Raw genomic sequence first — 16,446 nt, forward strand, 5'->3', positions numbered from 1 at the left:
CTATGGCCGCTTACATGGCGCTAAAACATCTGCATTTATTAACGGTAGCCATCAGCATTACGTTGTTTGTACTGCGTTTCTTCTGGAAGTGGCGTGCATCGCCGATGATCAACAAGCGCTGGGTAAAGATCACGCCACATATCAATGATACGGTGCTGTTTGCCACCGGTATTGCCTTGGTGGTGATGTTCAAACTTTACCCACTGCTTGGCATGGACTCGTGGCTGACCGAGAAGTTGTTTGGCGTTATTATCTATATCCTGTTGGGTTATGTCGCATTGGGCAAGAAGACGCAAAGCTGGAATATCCGTACCTTGGCATTCGTTCTGGCACTGGGCTGTCTGTATCTGATCGTTAAACTTGCCACGACCAAAATACCGTTCTTGATGGGATACCTATGAGCAGCATTGCCGATTTCGAATTTAACACTTCCTCATTGAGTGAGGGAGTGATCCTGGTGTCGAAGATTATCCGGCGGGACTTCCCGGTGGCGGAGGTAGAGCGCAAGTTACAGCAGTTGACTGAAGAAGCGCGCGCAATCATCCCGGACGATCTCAACCAGGATCAGCAGTTGGAAGCGCTCATCGAATTATTCTTTAAAACCTGGGGATTCGGCGGTGCCAGCGGTGTTTATCGGCTCTCTGACGCCATCTGGCTGGATAAGGTGTTGGAAGCCCGCCAAGGTACGCCAGTCTCTCTGGGCACCATTTTCCTGCATATTGCCCACCAGTTGGATCTGCCGCTGATGCCGGTGATTTTCCCCACTCAGTTGATCATGCGTGCTGACTGGCTGGATGAGGAGATGTGGCTGGTTAACCCGTTGAACGGAGAAACGCTTAACGAACATCAGTTGCAGGTTTGGCTCAAGGGTAATCTGGGGCTGGGGGCTGAACTGGAAGATGACGATCTGGACGAATCGGAAAACATTCTGGTGGTGCGTAAGATGCTCGATACGCTGAAAGCCGCGCTGATGGAAGAAAAACAGATGGAAATTGCGTTGCGAGCCAGCGAGGTGGTACTGAGTTTTGACCCGGACGATCCCTACGAGATCCGCGACCGTGGTTTGATTTATGCCCAGCTGGAATGCAACCATATCGCCATTTCCGATCTCAACTATTTTGTCGAGCAGTGCCCTGAAGATCCGGTGAGTGAAGTGATAAAAATTCAAATCCACTCTATCGAGCTCAAGCAGGTCACGCTGCATTAATTCACTGATTCCGATTTATTAATCAATAAGGTGCAAGCATGGAACAGAAAGTAGTCAGCATTGGCGACATCAAGGTAGCGAACGATCTACCGTTTGTACTGTTCGGCGGTATGAACGTACTGGAATCTCGCGATTTGGCGATGCGCATCTGCGAACACTACGTCACCGTGACGCAAAAACTGGGCATCCCTTACGTTTTCAAAGCCTCTTTTGATAAAGCCAACCGTTCATCTATCCATTCTTACCGTGGCCCAGGCCTGGAAGAAGGGATGAAGATTTTCCAGGAAATCAAAAGCACCTTCGGCGTGAAAATTATCACCGATGTGCATGAAGCCGCACAGGCGCAGCCAGTTTCCGAAGTGGTTGATGTGATCCAGCTGCCAGCCTTCCTGGCACGCCAGACCGACCTGGTTGAAGCCATGGCGAAAACCGGCGCGGTGATCAACGTCAAGAAACCGCAGTTCGTCAGCCCGGGCCAGATGGGCAATATCGTCGATAAGTTCAAAGAAGGCGGCAACGATCAGGTTATCCTGTGCGATCGCGGCAGCAACTTTGGCTATGACAACCTGGTGGTCGACATGTTGGGTATCAACGTGATGAAGAATGTGACCGGTGGCCATCCGGTGATCTTTGACGTGACCCACGCCCTGCAAACTCGCGATCCGTTTGGTGCGGCTTCTGGTGGCCGTCGTGCGCAGGTTGCAGAGCTGGCTCGTGCCGGTATGGCTGTAGGTTTGGCTGGCCTGTTTATCGAGGCGCACCCAGATCCAAGCAATGCCAAATGCGATGGTCCTTCGGCGTTGCCGTTGGATAAGCTGGAACCGTTCCTGGTACAGATGAAAGCCATCGACGATCTGGTGAAAAGCTTCGCTGAGCTGGATACCAGCAACTAACGGCTGCTGACAAATAGCTCTGTGGGGGCGCCGCATGCTGCGCTCGCCAATCTAAAGGCCCGACGTTAATCTGTCGGGCCTTTTGTTTTATTGAGCGTTTAGCGCGGTCAGCGCTTCTGGCAGGGTGGGGTAGAAATGCAGCTTGCCATCGATTGGCTTCATGCGCGCACGAGCCAGGGTTTTTAGCGGCTGGAACGGAATATCGGTGATCACCAGCTGTTTTTCGGCGGGCAGGGCGTCGATGTAACGTTGCAACGCGTTGAGTCCCCCGGCATCCAGCACCGGCACGGCATCCCATTGCAGAACGATGGTGTGGTAGTTTTCACCGCGTACCAGCAGATCGTTGAACACGCGCTCGGCAGCGGCGAAGAACAGCGGCCCGTTGACGCGCAGCACCAGTCGGCCATCCTCGGCGCTCAATTCGCTCAGGCGGGTCATGCGTGCGATTCGGCGCATAAACAGCAGTGAGGCCAGCACGATGCCAACAGTAATGGCAATCACCATATCAAACAGTACCGTCAGCGACATACACAGCAGCATCACCAAAATGTCGTCTTTCGGCGCCCGGCGCAGCAGATAAACCACTTTATGCGCCTCGCTCATGTTCCAGGCGACCAAGAGCAACAGCGAAGCCATCGCCGCCAGCGGTAAGTAGGACAGCCACGGTGCCAGCATTAGTAAGGACAGCAGCACCATTAACGAGTGGATGATTGCTGAAACCGGTGAGGTTGCCCCTGCCCGTACGTTGGCTGCCGAGCGGGCAATGGCGGCCGTCGCGGTGATGCCACCGAAGAACGGAGCGATGACATTACCCGCGCCTTGGCCAATCAGTTCGGCGTTGGAATGGTGCTTTTTGCCCGTCATGCCGTCCAACACTACCGCGCACAGCAGTGATTCGATCGCCCCTAGCATCGCCATGGAAAAGGCTGCCGGCAATAGGGCGGAAAGCAACTGCCAGCTCAGCTCCGTTGGTTTACCGTCGCCAGCAGGCAGATGCCAGGGCAACAGCCACTGCGGCAGGATCGGCGGGATACCTTGGCCCTGGCTGCCGTCGGCCAGTTCGAAACTGAAGCGGGAACCAATGGTCGCAACCTGATGATCGAACTGAGCCAGGATAGCCATCACCGCGGTGCCAGCCAACAGGGCGGGCAGGTGGCCGGGAATACGCAGCCCCAGCTTCGGCCACAGCAGCAGGACCACCAAAGTGACCGCGCCAATCAGCGTATCGCCATAGTCCAGGGTGGGTAAAGCATGAAACAGCGCATTGACCTTGCCGATGTAGTTTTCCGGCACTTCCGCCAGCTGTAAGCCAAAGAAATCCTTCACCTGCATGGTGGCGATGGTGATGGCAATCCCGGAGGTAAACCCAAGCGTGACCGAAAGCGGAATGTACTCTATCAGGCGGCCGAGCCGCGCTAACCCCATAATCAGCAGGAACACGCCGGACAGCATGGTGGCAATCAATAAGCCAGAGAGCCCAAACTGCTGTGAAACGGGGAACAGGATCACCACAAACGCCGCGGTGGGGCCGGAAACGCTGTAGCGCGAACCGCCGCTGACGGCGATCACGATGCCAGCAATGGCGGCGGTATACAGCCCATACTGGGGTGGAACGCCGCTGGCAATGGCCAGCGCCATCGCCAGAGGTATGGCAATGATGCCGACGGTAACTCCGGCAATGGCATCTTTCAGCAGACGTTGAAGGGAATAGGGTTCACGCCAGCAGGCATCTATCAGGGCGCTAAAAGGGCGGATACCGTTGATTTCGTGCGTTTTCATCTAAGTTGCAAACCAAGTCTATAAAAGAGAACGGAATGGCGGGCCATGGAGGTCCGTCTCGGAATAGCTGGTAGATACCATACCCCTTTCTGCCCGCCGATACCTAGATTTGTATCAAAGCATCAGGATTGTGATTAATTTATATTTGTTCAGCGGATCATTTGCGCCAAGCGCCAGCCTGTGCAGATCGTCCGCTGTTGATTGGGGGAAAAGCGCAGCTTTTATCGCTTAGTGTACTGCGGGCAAGGGTAAGCCTAGAAACTGAGCAAGAGTGCTGACCAGCAGATGATGGTCTTCGAGCTGTGGGGAGCCAGAAAGAGAGATGGAACCGACGCAACCCACATTGAGCAGGTTGATGGGGAATGCGCCGCCGTGGGCGGCATAGTCACGTACGCTGAGGCCATATCTCTCCTCCAGCGTGACTTGCCGTTGTTGCAGGCGTAACCCCACGGCATAAGAGCTTTTATGGAAATGGTTGACCACGTTACGCTTGCGCCGCACCCAGTCGGCAATGTCTGGCGTTGCTCCTGTCATGGCGTAGTAAAACAGCGTTTGTCCGCTTAGCTGAATTTCTATAGCGATGGGTAATTGGCGATGTTCTGCGGCATTTTTTAGCGCTACGCCCAGTTCCCATGCGGTGGCATGGTCGAAATGGTGGAAGGTAAGGTCCGTTTCTTGTGTCGCCAGCGCTTGCAATTCATCATCGATATTCATCAGATTTTCCCCGTGGTGTGATGGATAACAGACTATCCTGAACTGAGGATAGGACATAGATTGCCTGGCAATAACATATACCCGCCTAGTCATTGTCATTTTAAGTATGATGAGTGCTGTCGGAAGCGGTATTACAGGGGGCCGTTGCCAAAAATAACCCGAAAAACAACATTGCCGCATCCTGGAGTATGCCGAATAGTTATGACATATATTGCGTCGATCTCGTCTTTTTACAGTGACGCGTGCATCACCTATGCCACGCTGTCGGTAGCCTACTTTGCACTTAGCAGAAACGCCCCTTTTTCCTACCAGTCTGCCGTGTGGAAACGGGTGTTATTTGGTGTGCTGGCGGGGCTGGCGGTGCTGTATCTGAATCAGTCTCGGCTGTTGCTCACCGGTAATATTTATTACAGCTTTGCCATGATCCCGATGATCCTGGTGCTGTTTTTCGGTGGTGCAGTCAGTGGGATAGTGTGCTATCTGGTGAACTTTGGCTTTAACGGCGGCTTTACGCTGGATAATCTGTTTATCGGTTCGATCATCTTGCCGCTGCTGTTATCGGGGGTCTGGCGGAAAAAATCGAACCGGGTGTTTTATCTTACCATTGGTATCATTGCACTCTACCGCATTGCCGTGGTCTGCTCGTTGGTCAACTTCCGTGAATTGTGGCTGGATATTCTGTTGTATCAGGCTGCATCGGCGCTGTGCCTGGCGATTTGCTACCACGCCCTGAGCTTTAAAGAGCGCCATATTAACGCCTTTTTCTCCATGCGCAGCAAGGCGACGACCGACAGCCTGACCCATATCAACAACCGCGCCAGCGTGGATTACAAAATGATGCTGCAACACGCCCAACGGGAGTCTTGTGGCCTGATGCTGCTGGATTTAGACAATTTCAAACAGGTTAATGACACCTATGGTCATTTGGCGGGTGACGGCGTGTTGGCCAGCGTGGGGGCCATTTTGAAAGATTGTGTACGTGATGAGGACTTTGTTGGACGTTACGGCGGTGAGGAATTTATGGTCATCACGTCCAGTTATGAACCGCAGCATATTGCGGCCGTGGCGGAACGCATTCGCAGCCGGGTGGAAGGATTTGATTTTATTACCGAGAGTGGGGAGGCGATCCGGTTGACCATCTCCATTGGGACCTCGCTCTATCTGGCCGGTATGTCGGTGGAGAAAGCGATAGAGATGACGGATGAAGCGCTGTATGACGCTAAGCACGAGGGTAAAAACCGCGTGGTCAGCAGCCGTTTGATGTTGTTATCACAGCTGGGGAAGAGGTTTAGCCCTATGGCGGCTAAGAAGTCTTAGCCTGACCCGGGAGCAAACAATACTTTCTTTGGCACCTTTACTTTTTCCCCTCCAGCGTTGTTGCATCGGTTTTACCGACGACAGCAACATTGCTTTCAGCATAATCCAACTCTTTAGATAAAAAGTAATTAAGGAATGTTCGTATCACGGCAATGATTGCCAGTTTAATCAACTCTTCCATGCTAGGGTTGATCGTCGTTGCCAAGATATCAGCCGCTAATTGAAACTCTAACGCCAAAGCGAGCCAGGTTCCAAAGCGCGCCCTGATCAAATAGAGTATGGACTGACTTTTAACTTTGGTTATTGTGGTATAAAGTGCCTTTACCAACCCGACAAAAACGCAAATAACGGAGAGAAGCTCTAAAAAAACCTGTAGCATTAGAGAGAAATAGATAATTATTTCTTTGATACTGTCCAATTAGATGGCTCCGTTTTCCATGTTTATTAGCCTATCACCAACAAACCGTGCTTAGTGAATGGCTTGGAATAGGGCGTTTTAACTCAGGCCCGTAAAGGATTTTACTTTTCGCTACGCTTGTTGTTTAAGTGGAGTGAAAAGCACTTATTGAAATAAGCTTTGACGTGCTCTTCCATCGCGTGAACTTTTTCGTCAATGCGTTGGCAAAGGAATTCATCGCTATTCATTGCCTGGACTCGTTGTAACGCTATTAAGTCAATTTCTTTTTTTTGTTCTTCAGTCAATTCGCCGCTAGTGTGCTGATTAGTCATGATGATACCTGTATCCTGAGTAAAGTAACTAAATTATAGCGCTATCAGTATAGTAGCAAATACTTTCTAACTTTTGTTTAAACAGAGTGTGACGATAAATTGTCCGATTGTATCGTCGAGAGGCTTACAGCTACCTTGACGCCGCACCCCTCACCCTAGCCCTCACCTAAAAGGAGAGGGGACCGAACGTGCCACAACTTGTCTACTGCATCTGACCGTAGCTCTGTACCCGCTCCCTCTCCCCAATGCAGTGTTAATGTGGCACTCGATCTATATTGTGGGAGATGGAAATGAGTAGTCTTAACTGACAGCCAATAGCTCAGTCTTTCTTGTTATATAGCGGTAAGAGAGGGCTTGATTCGCAAGCTCACCCTGCTGGCGGCCCGTCGGCCGTCCAAAATGTCTCTGCGATGCGAGTCATTTTGTCGAACCCTGCCGAGGCTTCTCACCCCTCTCTGACTGTGTTACATGCAAAAAAAAGTCTGAACGTTAGTTCAGACTTTTTCTTGGAATATGGCGGTGAGAGAGGGCTTGATTCGCAAGCTCACCTTACGGGCGGCCCGTCGGCCATCCAAAATGTCTCTGCGATGCGAGCCATTTTGTCGAACCCTGTCGAGGTTTCTCACCCCTCCCAGACTGGGGAACATGCAAAAAAAAAGTCTGAACGTGAGTTCAGACTTTCTCTTGGAATATGGCGGTGAGAGAGGGGTTCGAACCCTCGATACACTTACGCGTATACACACTTTCCAGGCGTGCTCCTTCAGCCACTCAGACACCTCACCGTACGTTGCGCGTTACTCAGTGCAACGGGGCGCTACTATAGGGAGAGTCGGTTAACCGGTCAAGAATATTTTTACGGTTTTAGCTCAGGTGGTTAAGCCGTCGCCGCTTTGCCGTAAATCAAGTCGGAATACCGCGATTATTTAGCCCAGCACCTGCGGACAGGTGCTGTTCAAACACGAACTTCATTGCTTGCCCCACTGGAGAGGTGGGGCAAGCCTTCAGGGCATCAAACCAATAAAGACCGTCTTTTTACGTGGGCCGGTCATCAGTGCCTCCAACTCTTCGACACAGGCTTGGTAGTGCGGGGTCGTTTTATGGAAAGCCACTGCCTGCTCATCGACGTAGGCCTCATAGATATAAAAGCGCGTGGGGATGTCTGGATCCTGTAACACATCGAAGCGCAGGTTGCCCTTTTCCTGGATAGCCCCCAGATGGTTTTGACGAAACACCTCGATAAACCGTTCAACCTTGTCGTCATGAACGTTAATTTCGACCAGGGTAACGTGCATAATCAGCCTCCTTGATTGGGGCGGGCCTGGAAAACCGGCCCGCATTTCAGCCGTATCAGCCTTTTTCGCTGAGGAAGAGTTCGTAGGCGTGTTCTACCGTTTCATTCTGATGAACGATGGCGTGTACCGCCTTGATCATGGCTACCGGGCTCTCCGATTGGAAAATATTCCGCCCCATATCAACCCCGGAGGCCCCTTGATCAATGGCCTGGAAGCACATCTCCAGCGCCTCGCGCTCTGGCAGCTTCTTACCACCGGCGATGACGATAGGGACCGGGCAGCCAGCCACAATGCGTTCAAACCCTTTGTCCACGTAGTAAGTCTTGATGATTTGCGCTCCCATCTCGGCGGCGATACGCGTGGCCAGTGAGAAATAGCGCTGATCGCGTGCCATATCTTTCCCTACGCCGGTCACCGCCATGGTGGGCATACCAACTTTCAGGCCCGCATCGATCAGTTGGATGATGTTTTTAATCGACTGGTGCTCATGTTCCGTGCCGATATAAACCTGCGCGGCGACGGCACAGCTATTCAGACGCACCGCGTCGTCCATGGCGACAGCTACCGCCTCATTGCTCAACTCGGTCAGAATGGAGTTTGCCCCTGAAGCGCGCAGGACGATGGGTTTGTTGGTGGCGGGTGGGATCACGCTACGCAGAATACCCCGGGTACACATCAACACGTCTGCATGCGCAAACAGCGGCGCAATATTGATATCAATACGCTCCAGCCCGGTCGTTGGCCCCTGAAAATAGCCGTGATCAAAGGCCAGCATCACGGTTCTATTGGTGCGGGGATTGAAAATACGTGCCAGGCGGGACTGCATGCCCCAATCCAGCGCACCGCAGCCTTTTAAACTAAACAGGGCATTTTGCTGCGGTTGGTCAACATGGAAGTCTTTGCCATCTTTGATGTCATCTAAATCAGCCATTGTATTACTCCCTCCACATAATCGGTGCGATAGGTTAGAAGTTGTATTTGTCGATATTGTCTTTGTTGAACACCACGCGCTCAGGCAGCAGCACGATGCCATTGCCTTTCGCCTGGTAGTTGTAGCCTTGTACGCTGTTTGGTGAGACCTCTACCTGACCCAGGCCAGGGATATCGAGCTTGTCGCCCACCTTCAATTCGCCGTTTTTCAGCAGGGCGTTGGCCACGTAAACCGAGATTTTCCCCTGTTCGACCACATCCCACAGGCCGAACTCTTTAACCGTGCCGCGCTGAATATAGGGGCGCATGACGTTTGGAGTGCTGAACCCCACAATCGCCACGTTGTCACGCTTGAGGTTCTCTGCTGCCTGAGCGGATGCGGGCAGGGCATTGGCATCCGGGGCTATGATGGCGTCCAGATCGCCATAGGCTTTCAGGATCCCTTCGGCGGTTTGCAGTGACTTGGTGGCATCGTTGTAACCAAACTGTGTGGTGACCACTTCCCAGCCGGGATGGTCTTTCTCGATTTTACGCTTGGCTTCATTCACCCATTGGTTTTGATCCGTGACCGTCGGGCTGGAGTAGAAGAAGGCAACCTTGGCCTTATCTTTCTTCACCTGATTGGCTGCCATATCGACCAGCATGCCCCCGAGTTGGGCTGGTGTACCCTGATTGATGTAGTAAGAGCGACATTCCGGCTTGGTGTCTGAGTCCCAGGTTAATACCTTCACGCCACGCTGCATGGCACGTTTTAACGCCGGGCACAGCCCTTCCGGGGAGACGGCAGAGACGATAATGGCGTTATAGCCCTGGTTAACGAAGTTGTTGATCAACTGCACCTGACCGGAAACGCTTGGCTCTGTTGGCCCATCGTAGGTTACGTCAACGCCCAGCTCTTTCCCCGCCTCTAATGCTCCATTACCTCCGCTGGTAAAAAAGCCGACGCCCACCAGTTTGGGAATAAAGGCAATGCGCTCTGCCGCCTGTACGCCAATGCTTAGCGAAGCCATGCCGAGTACGCTTAAAAGTGCGATCTTTTTGATACGTTGTAGGGTCATGTTTTTCTCCGTATATCGCGTTGTCAGAAGATGTGTCCTGGCTCAAACCTGATGAGTGCTGCGTCGTCGTTGGAGCCACTCTCTGATTTGATGCCGATGCAGGCTGATGGAGCGGCCCACGACGACAATAATCAGTAGCGCCCCGGAAAGTGCGCTGGAGATCTGGTTGGGTACGCCGGCCATTTGTAATCCCTGTTGCAGATAGCCGACCAGCAAGACGGCTACGGCGGTACCGATAATGGAACCAGAGCCGCCGTAAATATTCGCCCCGCCAAGCACTACCGCCGTGATGGCTGGCATCAGGAAGGAGGCGCCAAGATCGGAACGTGCCGAACCAAAGTAGGAAACCAGCAGCACCGCAGCGATAGCTGAAGCCAATCCGCTCATCGCATAGAGTGCGCACAGCGTTCGGTTAACCGGGATCGCACTGTATTGCGCCACGCGCTGGCTTTGGCCAATCAGGAAGATGTTGCGCCCAGCGTGCGTCCGGTGCATCAGTAGCCAGCACAGCAGGACACAGACGGTAAATAAGGCCAGGGGGACAGGCAGGCCAAACACCGTCAGGTTGGCGAAATCGGTAAAGGCCATCGGAAAGCCGCCGATGCCTTCATAGCCGGTGGCACCAGAGATGCCTGAAAGCAGCAGGGCGCTACCGCCAAACAGATAAAGGGTGCCGAGGGTGATCACCAGAGGATTGATACCGGTATAGATGATCAATCCGGCGTTGATCAAACCGCATAGCGCTCCCAAGGCCAGGGTTATCGCTATGGCGAGCGGCAAAGGCATCCCCGCTTGGAACATCACCCCTAAAGCAATGGCGCACAGGCCAATGGTGGAACCAAATGAAATATCAATGCCACCACTGACGATCACCATGGTTAACGGCAGTGCCACAATGCCAATACAGATAAAATCACTGGTGCTGAACAACAGGACATTCATATCCAGCATGCGCGGATTAACCCCCCCGAACGCCAGGATCTCAATCAACAGCAGGGCGGCCAGCGTCAGTTCCCAGCCGAAACGTCGCCATTGTGCCATCATGCGATCTCCCGTTTTTTTCCCGGTGCAGGGAGTTGGGTGGAGTGAGGGGATGGCTGCGATGAGGCCGGGGGATCGATAAACCGGGCATATTTTTGGCGGCGAATATTCTTTTGCAGAGCGCAGCGTAAGCGGCCATCAAACACCAGAACCCCCAACAAAACCAGGCCAGCGATAAAGTCGTTCCACCAGGCAGGAATGCGCAACAGAACCAGCACGCTGTCGATCTGCGTCAGGAAATAGGCACCCAGAATGGCACCCACCACCGTGCCAGACCCGCCAAGCAGGCTGATACCCCCCAGCACGCAGGCAGCAATGGCTTTCATTTCCAGACCGGTGCCGGTCTGGTTGGGAATAAAGCCTATCTGTGCAGCAAACACGATCCCGGCGAGCGCCGCCATCAGCCCATTAAGTGAGAAAGCGATGATACGAATGGCTTCGGTGCGGATCCCGAGTTGACGAGCGCCCTGCAGGTTGTCACCGGTGGCATAGAAACTGCGACCGAAAGAGGTTTTCAACAGCAACCATGCCATTGATGCCAGCAGCAGTAAGGTTAACCAGCCAATCGGCGAGATCCCCAACAGTACCGGCGAAGAAAGCTGCTTGAGCGAGCTTGGCAACCCCTCGATCCATTTACCGCCGGTCCACAGCAGCATGATGCCGCGATACAGACCCAGGGTCCCCAGGGTGGCGACAATGGCAGGAATTTTAAACCAGGCGACCAGCACTCCATTAAAAAAACCTGCCAGCAAGCCGAGCAATAGCGTGGCGGTAAAGGCGACGGGCAAGCTGTACCCGGCATTGAGCGTTATCCCGAGCAACACAGCACACATCCCGGTGATTGAACCGACGGAGACATCAATGTTACGGGTCAGCATGACCAGTGCCGCGCCGATGGCCAGCAGCATCAGGATTTGTGAACTGCTGAAGATCATGGTCAGCGTCTGGAAACTGAAATAGCTACTATCAATACAACCCAGTAGCGCAAACAGGCCGATAATGGCCAGCAGCGCCGTCAGCTCTCTGTTGTTTTGTATCATCTTCAGCATGGTGTCTCCCCGTTGGCACGAGGTTGATGGGAGGGAGATACGGCGTGTTGTTCGCCAAAGGCCATATGCATGATGGTATCCACAGAAATCTCGTCGCCGCACAGTGCGTTGCTTGCCACCTCGCCCTGGTGCATGATGCAGACCCGATCGGCCATCATGGCTATCTCTTCGAGATCGGATGAAATAAACAGGATGGCGACATGCTGCTGGGCAATACTGCGAATGAGCTGATAGATATCGTTGCGTGCGCCGACGTCGACACCGCGGGTTGGTTCATCGACAATCAGCAACTGTGGCGCTGCCTCCAGGCATTTGGCGATCAGTATTTTTTGTTGATTACCGCCAGACAGGGTGCGGGCCGGCTGTTCCGGGTGGCTGAATTTGATATCCAGCGCCCGGCGATAACGTTCAAGCGTGGCGTTGTCACGCAGTGGATGGGCCCAGAACCCTCCGTGATTGTGGGTCAGAGCACAGACGTTCCAGGATAACGAGGAGTCCAGATATAGCCCGGAGGACTGCCGGTCTTCAGGCAAATAGACCAGCCCATGCTGCAAGCGCTGGCGGGTGTTCAGTTTTGCGATGTCTTCATCATTGAGCATGATGCTGCCCGCACTGGCTGGGCGCAATCCATACAGCGTTTCAGCCAGCTCCGTGCGCCCTGAACCTACCAAGCCAGCCAGGCCAAGTATTTCCCCTGCGTGGACGTTGAAAGTAACCTGCCGGAAGCCTTCACCAGTAAGCTCCTTCAGCTGCAATACGGCTTTGCCCTGAGGATTGGCGGGCCGATTGCCAGGCAGTTCAAGCCAGAGTTTCTGGCTGGCGGAGAGATCCACATTACGGGCCGCTGGGGTGATTGCCTGAATTATCTCATCCGTGGTCAGCGAGGTGGTTTTCCCCGTCAGGGCGATTTTGCCGTCACGCATTACGCTGACGCGATCGGCAATCTGGCGTATTTCCGGCAGCTTATGGGAAATAAAGACAATACCGACACTTTTGCCAAGCAGTTCATGCAGGCGGGCAAATAACCGGTCCGTTTCGGCAGGCGTCAGTGACGCCGTGGGTTCATCCAGGATCAGGATCTGAGAATCACGCATTAAGCCCCGCATGATCTCAACGATTTGGCGGTCAGCCACATCCAGCGAGCCTGCCATACTGCTGGGCTCAAGCTTGCATCCCAACAGTTCAAGTAACTGCTGCATTTTTGCCACAGTGGCCCGCTTGGCAGGAAGGCCAAACAGAATGTTCTCTTTAACCGACAGGCTGGGAAACAACAGCGGTTCCTGCGGCACCAGATATATCCCCAACTGATGCGCTTTTACCGGGGTCAGGTTGACACAACGCTGGCCATTGATCTCGATAAAACCGCCGTCCGGTTGTACCACGCCAGCAATGATCTTCATCAGCGTTGATTTTCCTGCGCCATTACCTCCGAGCAGGGCATGTACCTCCCCGGCATGCAGAGTAAAGTCGATGCCTTTCAGTACCTCGACACCGGAATAGTGCTTATTGATATTTTGTACGCAGAGCAGAGGTGGAGCTGGGTATTCACCGGTTTGCATCTTGCCTCCGTTCACTCGAAGATGAGGGACTGAGTTGAACAAATATTTTTTAGAAAACTAAATGTTCATAACCTTAGTCAGGGTTTGGCGATAAAACCATCATGGGGATCACGTTTTTTGAATAATTGTTTACTATGAAAACCGATGTTCAAATTTGGTGTATATTTGTGGCATGACTCACAGCTATTGTTGAGCGATGGCGGAACAATTGTGTTCAAGGTTTAAAAATGTTCAAAGAGAAGCGGATTTATGACGATAAATGACAGCGCATTGGTCACCGAACATGGCATGTGTGAGGAGGAGCAGGTCGCCCGTATCGCCTGGTTCTACTACCACGATGGTTTGACGCAGAGCGAGATCAGCACCCGGCTTGGTCTGACGCGCCTTAAGGTTTCACGTTTGCTGGAAAAAGGGCATCAGTCCGGGATCATTCGGGTGCAGATTAACTCCCGCTTTGAAGGGTGCCTACAATATGAAGATGCATTGAAAAAGCATTTTGACCTGAAGAACATTCGCGTATTGCCCGCCTTGGCCGAAGCCGATGACAGCGCGAGGCTGGGGATCGGTGCGGCACACATGCTGATGGAGTCTCTGGAGCCGCAGCAACTGTTGGCGGCAGGGTTTGGCGAGGCGACCATGAGCACGTTGAAAAGGCTCAGCGGCTTCATATCTTCGCAGCAAATTCGCCTGGTCACGCTTTCCGGTGGTGTAGGGCCTTATATGACCGGGATTGGTCAGTTGGATGCCGCCTGCAGCGTCAGCATGATCCCAGCCCCGTTGCGCGCTTCGTCTGCCGATATTGCTCGCACTCTGCGGGATGAAAATAGCGTCAGGGACGTGCTGCTGGCGGCCCAGGCTGCCGATGTCGCTGTAGTAGGGATCGGGGCGGTGAGTCAAAAAGATGCCGCCACCATTTTACGCGCTGGCTATATCACCGAAGGCGAGCAACTGATGATTGGCCGCAAAGGCGCCGTTGGCGATATTCTCGGCTACTTTTTTGATGCCAGCGGCGAAATTATTCCCGACATGCAAATTCATCAAGAACTGATAGGGCTGAGCTTGAGCGCGCTTGCCACCATACCTACCGTTGTCGGGGTTGCGGGGGGAGTACCAAAAGCCGAAGCGATCGTGGCGGCATTGAAGGGCGGCTATATCAACGCGTTAGTCACCGATCAGGACACGGCGGCAGAAATGCTTAAACTTATTGGAAAGTAAAGGTCATTAGCGATGTAACAGACTGTCTCACTGCCACACCTTGAAGCAACATCAGCCGAGGACAAACACATGGCTCGACTCTGTACTCCTGTCACATCAGGCCAATACCTGATGGCTCTGGATGCCGGCACCGGCAGCATTAGAGCGGTAATTTTTGATTTGGAAGGCAATCAAGTCTCAGTAGGGCAAGCCGAATGGTTACATTTGGCGGTCCCTGATGTACCGGGCTCCATGGAATTCGATCTTGCCAAAAACTGGCACCTCACCTGCCAATGCATCCATCAGGCGTTAAAGATGGCGGCCATTGCGCCGGAGGCGATTGTGTCCGTGGCTGCGTGTTCAATGCGTGAAGGGATTGTGATCTATGATGCAGAAGGTCAGCCGATCTGGGCATGCGCCAACGTAGATGCACGGGCAACGCGTGAGGTCAGCGAGTTAAAAGAGATCCACAACCACACTTTTGAAGATGAGGTTTACCGTTGTTCAGGGCAGACGCTGGCACTCAGCGCAATGCCTCGGCTGCTGTGGTTGGCGCACTACCGCCCTGATATCTATCGCCAGGCAGCCGCGGTCACCATGATCAGTGACTGGCTGGCTTATATGCTCAGCGGTGAACTTGCGGTCGATCCGTCAAATGCCGGGACTACCGGGTTGCTTGATCTGGTCACGCGAGACTGGAGAAAAGGCCTGTTGGAAATGGCGGGCCTGCGTTCGGACATTCTTTCACCGGTCAAAGAGACGGGAACGCCGTTGGGGGTGGTGACGGACACCGCTGCCGCACTGTCAGGCCTGAGGGCTGGCACTCCGGTGATTGTCGGGGGCGGCGATGTCCAACTGGGGTGCGTGGGTCTTGGCATCGTCAGACCGGCGCAGACTGCCGTATTAGGGGGAACGTTCTGGCAGCAGGTGGTGAACCTTCCTGCACCGGTGACCGATCCCAATATGAATGTGCGCATTAACCCCCATGTGATCCCGGGCATGGTCCAGGCTGAATCCATCAGCTTTTTTACCGGGCTGACCATGCGCTGGTTCCGTGATGCCTTCTGCGCCGAGGAGAAGCTGGTTGGTGAACGTCTGGGTGTGGATACCTATGCCTTGCTGGAGGATATGGCCAGGCGAGTACCATCAGGTGCTCATGGCGTTATGCCCATCTTCTCCGATGTCATGCGCTTTAAGAACTGGTATCACGCCGCTCCCTCATTTATCAACCTGTCGATCGATCCGGAAAAGTGCAACAAAGCTACGTTGTTCCGCGCCCTTGAAGAGAACGCGGCCATCGTGTCGGCCTGTAACCTACAACAAATCGCCGAATTCTCAGGTGTCAAAGCCGATTCACTGGTGTTTGCAGGTGGCGGTTCAAAAGGCACGCTTTGGAGCCAGATCCTGGCCGATGTCACCGGACTGACCGTACGAGTCCCGGTGGTTAAGGAAGCGACTGCGCTGGGATGTGCTATTGCGGCTGGCGTGGGGGTAGGGGTCTATTCGTCGTTGGCGGATGCGGGGGAGAGCCTGGTGCGTTGGGATAGGGAACATACCCCGAATCCAGAAAACAGTGAGGTTTATCAACAGGCACGTCAAAAATGGCTGGAGGTGTATCTGGATCAACTTGGTTTGGTCGATCACGGGTTGACGACGTCAATGTGGAAGGCTCCCGGTCTTTGAA

At 53.5% G+C, this 16,446-nt stretch carries 16 protein-coding genes and 1 tRNA gene; 6 read left to right on the top strand and 11 right to left on the bottom strand.

Annotated elements, in window-relative coordinates; genetic code table 11:
- Nucleotides 1-2 precede the first annotated feature (2 nt).
- From IMQ33_RS10485 to kdsA, 3 genes are read left to right on the top strand one after another with little or no spacing between them, the layout of a single operon-like run.
- Entirely contained in the window at nt 3-401 is a 399-nt protein-coding gene (locus tag IMQ33_RS10485) for a SirB2 family protein (protein ID WP_024485432.1), read from the top strand.
- Nucleotides 398-1,207 carry an invasion regulator SirB1 gene (sirB1, locus tag IMQ33_RS10490; protein ID WP_065685605.1) on the top strand — a complete coding sequence of 270 codons (810 nt, stop codon included), beginning with the start codon at nt 398-400 and terminating at the stop codon, nt 1,205-1,207. Before IMQ33_RS10485 ends, sirB1 begins: the two co-directional genes overlap by 4 nt.
- 38 nt (nt 1,208-1,245) lie before the next feature.
- The gene (gene kdsA / locus IMQ33_RS10495; protein WP_021181107.1) at nt 1,246-2,100 is read left to right on the top strand and encodes a 3-deoxy-8-phosphooctulonate synthase; all 855 of its coding nucleotides are present in this window, start codon (nt 1,246-1,248) and stop codon (nt 2,098-2,100) included.
- A gap of 87 nt (nt 2,101-2,187) precedes the next feature.
- On the opposite strand, the gene dauA is transcribed toward kdsA, so the two are convergent.
- Nucleotides 2,188-3,879, bottom strand: a complete 1,692-nt coding sequence (gene dauA / locus IMQ33_RS10500; RefSeq protein ID WP_196062300.1) for a C4-dicarboxylic acid transporter DauA — start codon at nt 3,877-3,879, stop codon at nt 2,188-2,190.
- 228 nt (nt 3,880-4,107) lie between these two features.
- Complete coding sequence (locus IMQ33_RS10505) at nt 4,108-4,593, bottom strand: heme-degrading domain-containing protein (protein ID WP_196062301.1); 486 nt, start codon at nt 4,591-4,593, stop codon at nt 4,108-4,110.
- 201 nt (nt 4,594-4,794) lie between these two features.
- Here IMQ33_RS10505 and IMQ33_RS10510 point away from each other — a divergent pair, with 201 nt between their 5' ends.
- Nucleotides 4,795-5,910 (top strand): GGDEF domain-containing protein, encoded by a 1,116-nt coding sequence (locus tag IMQ33_RS10510; RefSeq protein ID WP_065685608.1) that lies wholly within the window; start codon nt 4,795-4,797, stop codon nt 5,908-5,910.
- Nucleotides 5,911-5,947: 37 nt separating this feature from the next.
- Here the strand turns inward: IMQ33_RS10510 and IMQ33_RS10515 are convergent, their stop codons facing one another.
- The 9 genes from IMQ33_RS10515 to lsrA form a co-directional block, all read right to left on the bottom strand.
- Nucleotides 5,948-6,328: a DUF1622 domain-containing protein gene (locus tag IMQ33_RS10515; RefSeq protein WP_065685609.1), complete on the bottom strand. Its 381-nt coding sequence runs from the start codon at nt 6,326-6,328 to the stop codon at nt 5,948-5,950.
- A gap of 101 nt (nt 6,329-6,429) precedes the next feature.
- Nucleotides 6,430-6,639 carry a hypothetical protein gene (locus tag IMQ33_RS10520; protein WP_065685610.1) on the bottom strand — a complete coding sequence of 70 codons (210 nt, stop codon included), beginning with the start codon at nt 6,637-6,639 and terminating at the stop codon, nt 6,430-6,432.
- 692 nt (nt 6,640-7,331) lie between these two features.
- Nucleotides 7,332-7,421, bottom strand: a tRNA-Ser gene (locus tag IMQ33_RS10525).
- Between the two features lie 219 nt (nt 7,422-7,640).
- Nucleotides 7,641-7,931 carry a (4S)-4-hydroxy-5-phosphonooxypentane-2,3-dione isomerase gene (gene lsrG, locus IMQ33_RS10530; protein WP_196062302.1) on the bottom strand — a complete coding sequence of 97 codons (291 nt, stop codon included), beginning with the start codon at nt 7,929-7,931 and terminating at the stop codon, nt 7,641-7,643.
- Between the two features lie 55 nt (nt 7,932-7,986).
- On the bottom strand, nt 7,987-8,862 hold the full coding sequence (lsrF, locus tag IMQ33_RS10535; protein WP_065685618.1) for a 3-hydroxy-5-phosphonooxypentane-2,4-dione thiolase: 876 nt from the start codon (nt 8,860-8,862) through the stop codon (nt 7,987-7,989).
- 34 nt (nt 8,863-8,896) lie between these two features.
- The gene (gene lsrB / locus IMQ33_RS10540; protein WP_196062303.1) at nt 8,897-9,919 is read right to left on the bottom strand and encodes an autoinducer 2 ABC transporter substrate-binding protein LsrB; all 1,023 of its coding nucleotides are present in this window, start codon (nt 9,917-9,919) and stop codon (nt 8,897-8,899) included.
- A gap of 42 nt (nt 9,920-9,961) precedes the next feature.
- Nucleotides 9,962-10,963 carry an autoinducer 2 ABC transporter permease LsrD gene (lsrD, locus tag IMQ33_RS10545; RefSeq protein WP_196062304.1) on the bottom strand — a complete coding sequence of 334 codons (1,002 nt, stop codon included), beginning with the start codon at nt 10,961-10,963 and terminating at the stop codon, nt 9,962-9,964.
- On the bottom strand, nt 10,960-12,009 hold the full coding sequence (gene lsrC, locus IMQ33_RS10550) for an autoinducer 2 ABC transporter permease LsrC (RefSeq protein ID WP_196062305.1): 1,050 nt from the start codon (nt 12,007-12,009) through the stop codon (nt 10,960-10,962). Before lsrC ends, lsrD begins: the two co-directional genes overlap by 4 nt.
- Nucleotides 12,003-13,568, bottom strand: coding sequence for an autoinducer 2 ABC transporter ATP-binding protein LsrA (gene lsrA, locus IMQ33_RS10555; RefSeq protein WP_196062306.1), 1,566 nt, complete (start codon nt 13,566-13,568; stop codon nt 12,003-12,005). The genes lsrC and lsrA overlap by 7 nt, the downstream gene beginning before the upstream one ends.
- 249 nt (nt 13,569-13,817) lie before the next feature.
- Here lsrA and lsrR point away from each other — a divergent pair, with 249 nt between their 5' ends.
- Entirely contained in the window at nt 13,818-14,783 is a 966-nt protein-coding gene (lsrR, locus tag IMQ33_RS10560; protein WP_161713778.1) for a transcriptional regulator LsrR, read from the top strand.
- Nucleotides 14,784-14,852: 69 nt separating this feature from the next.
- Entirely contained in the window at nt 14,853-16,445 is a 1,593-nt protein-coding gene (gene lsrK / locus IMQ33_RS10565) for an autoinducer-2 kinase (RefSeq protein ID WP_065685622.1), read from the top strand.
- The last annotated feature ends 1 nt before the right edge of the window (nt 16,446 follow it).

Origin of the sequence: Serratia sp. Res13-Sevr-LER1-36-b, assembly GCF_015673035.1 — a bacterium.
Taxonomy (GTDB): Bacteria; Pseudomonadota; Gammaproteobacteria; order Enterobacterales; family Enterobacteriaceae; genus Chania; species Chania fonticola_C.

What these genes read in the sequence shown, in the direction of transcription:
- lsrR (WP_161713778.1), top strand. Translation starts at nt 13,818, where the DNA reads ATGACGATAAATGACAGCGCATTGGTCACCGAACATGGCATGTGTGAG.
- lsrF (WP_065685618.1), bottom strand. Translation starts at nt 8,862, where the DNA reads ATGGCTGATTTAGATGACATCAAAGATGGCAAAGACTTCCATGTTGAC.
- IMQ33_RS10505 (WP_196062301.1), bottom strand. Translation starts at nt 4,593, where the DNA reads ATGAATATCGATGATGAATTGCAAGCGCTGGCGACACAAGAAACGGAC.
- kdsA (WP_021181107.1), top strand. Translation starts at nt 1,246, where the DNA reads ATGGAACAGAAAGTAGTCAGCATTGGCGACATCAAGGTAGCGAACGAT.
- lsrG (WP_196062302.1), bottom strand. Translation starts at nt 7,931, where the DNA reads ATGCACGTTACCCTGGTCGAAATTAACGTTCATGACGACAAGGTTGAA.
- IMQ33_RS10520 (WP_065685610.1), bottom strand. Translation starts at nt 6,639, where the DNA reads ATGACTAATCAGCACACTAGCGGCGAATTGACTGAAGAACAAAAAAAA.
- lsrA (WP_196062306.1), bottom strand. Translation starts at nt 13,568, where the DNA reads ATGCAAACCGGTGAATACCCAGCTCCACCTCTGCTCTGCGTACAAAAT.
- lsrB (WP_196062303.1), bottom strand. Translation starts at nt 9,919, where the DNA reads ATGACCCTACAACGTATCAAAAAGATCGCACTTTTAAGCGTACTCGGC.
- lsrC (WP_196062305.1), bottom strand. Translation starts at nt 12,009, where the DNA reads ATGCTGAAGATGATACAAAACAACAGAGAGCTGACGGCGCTGCTGGCC.
- IMQ33_RS10485 (WP_024485432.1), top strand. Translation starts at nt 3, where the DNA reads ATGGCCGCTTACATGGCGCTAAAACATCTGCATTTATTAACGGTAGCC.
- IMQ33_RS10510 (WP_065685608.1), top strand. Translation starts at nt 4,795, where the DNA reads ATGACATATATTGCGTCGATCTCGTCTTTTTACAGTGACGCGTGCATC.
- lsrK (WP_065685622.1), top strand. Translation starts at nt 14,853, where the DNA reads ATGGCTCGACTCTGTACTCCTGTCACATCAGGCCAATACCTGATGGCT.
- sirB1 (WP_065685605.1), top strand. Translation starts at nt 398, where the DNA reads ATGAGCAGCATTGCCGATTTCGAATTTAACACTTCCTCATTGAGTGAG.
- dauA (WP_196062300.1), bottom strand. Translation starts at nt 3,879, where the DNA reads ATGAAAACGCACGAAATCAACGGTATCCGCCCTTTTAGCGCCCTGATA.
- lsrD (WP_196062304.1), bottom strand. Translation starts at nt 10,963, where the DNA reads ATGATGGCACAATGGCGACGTTTCGGCTGGGAACTGACGCTGGCCGCC.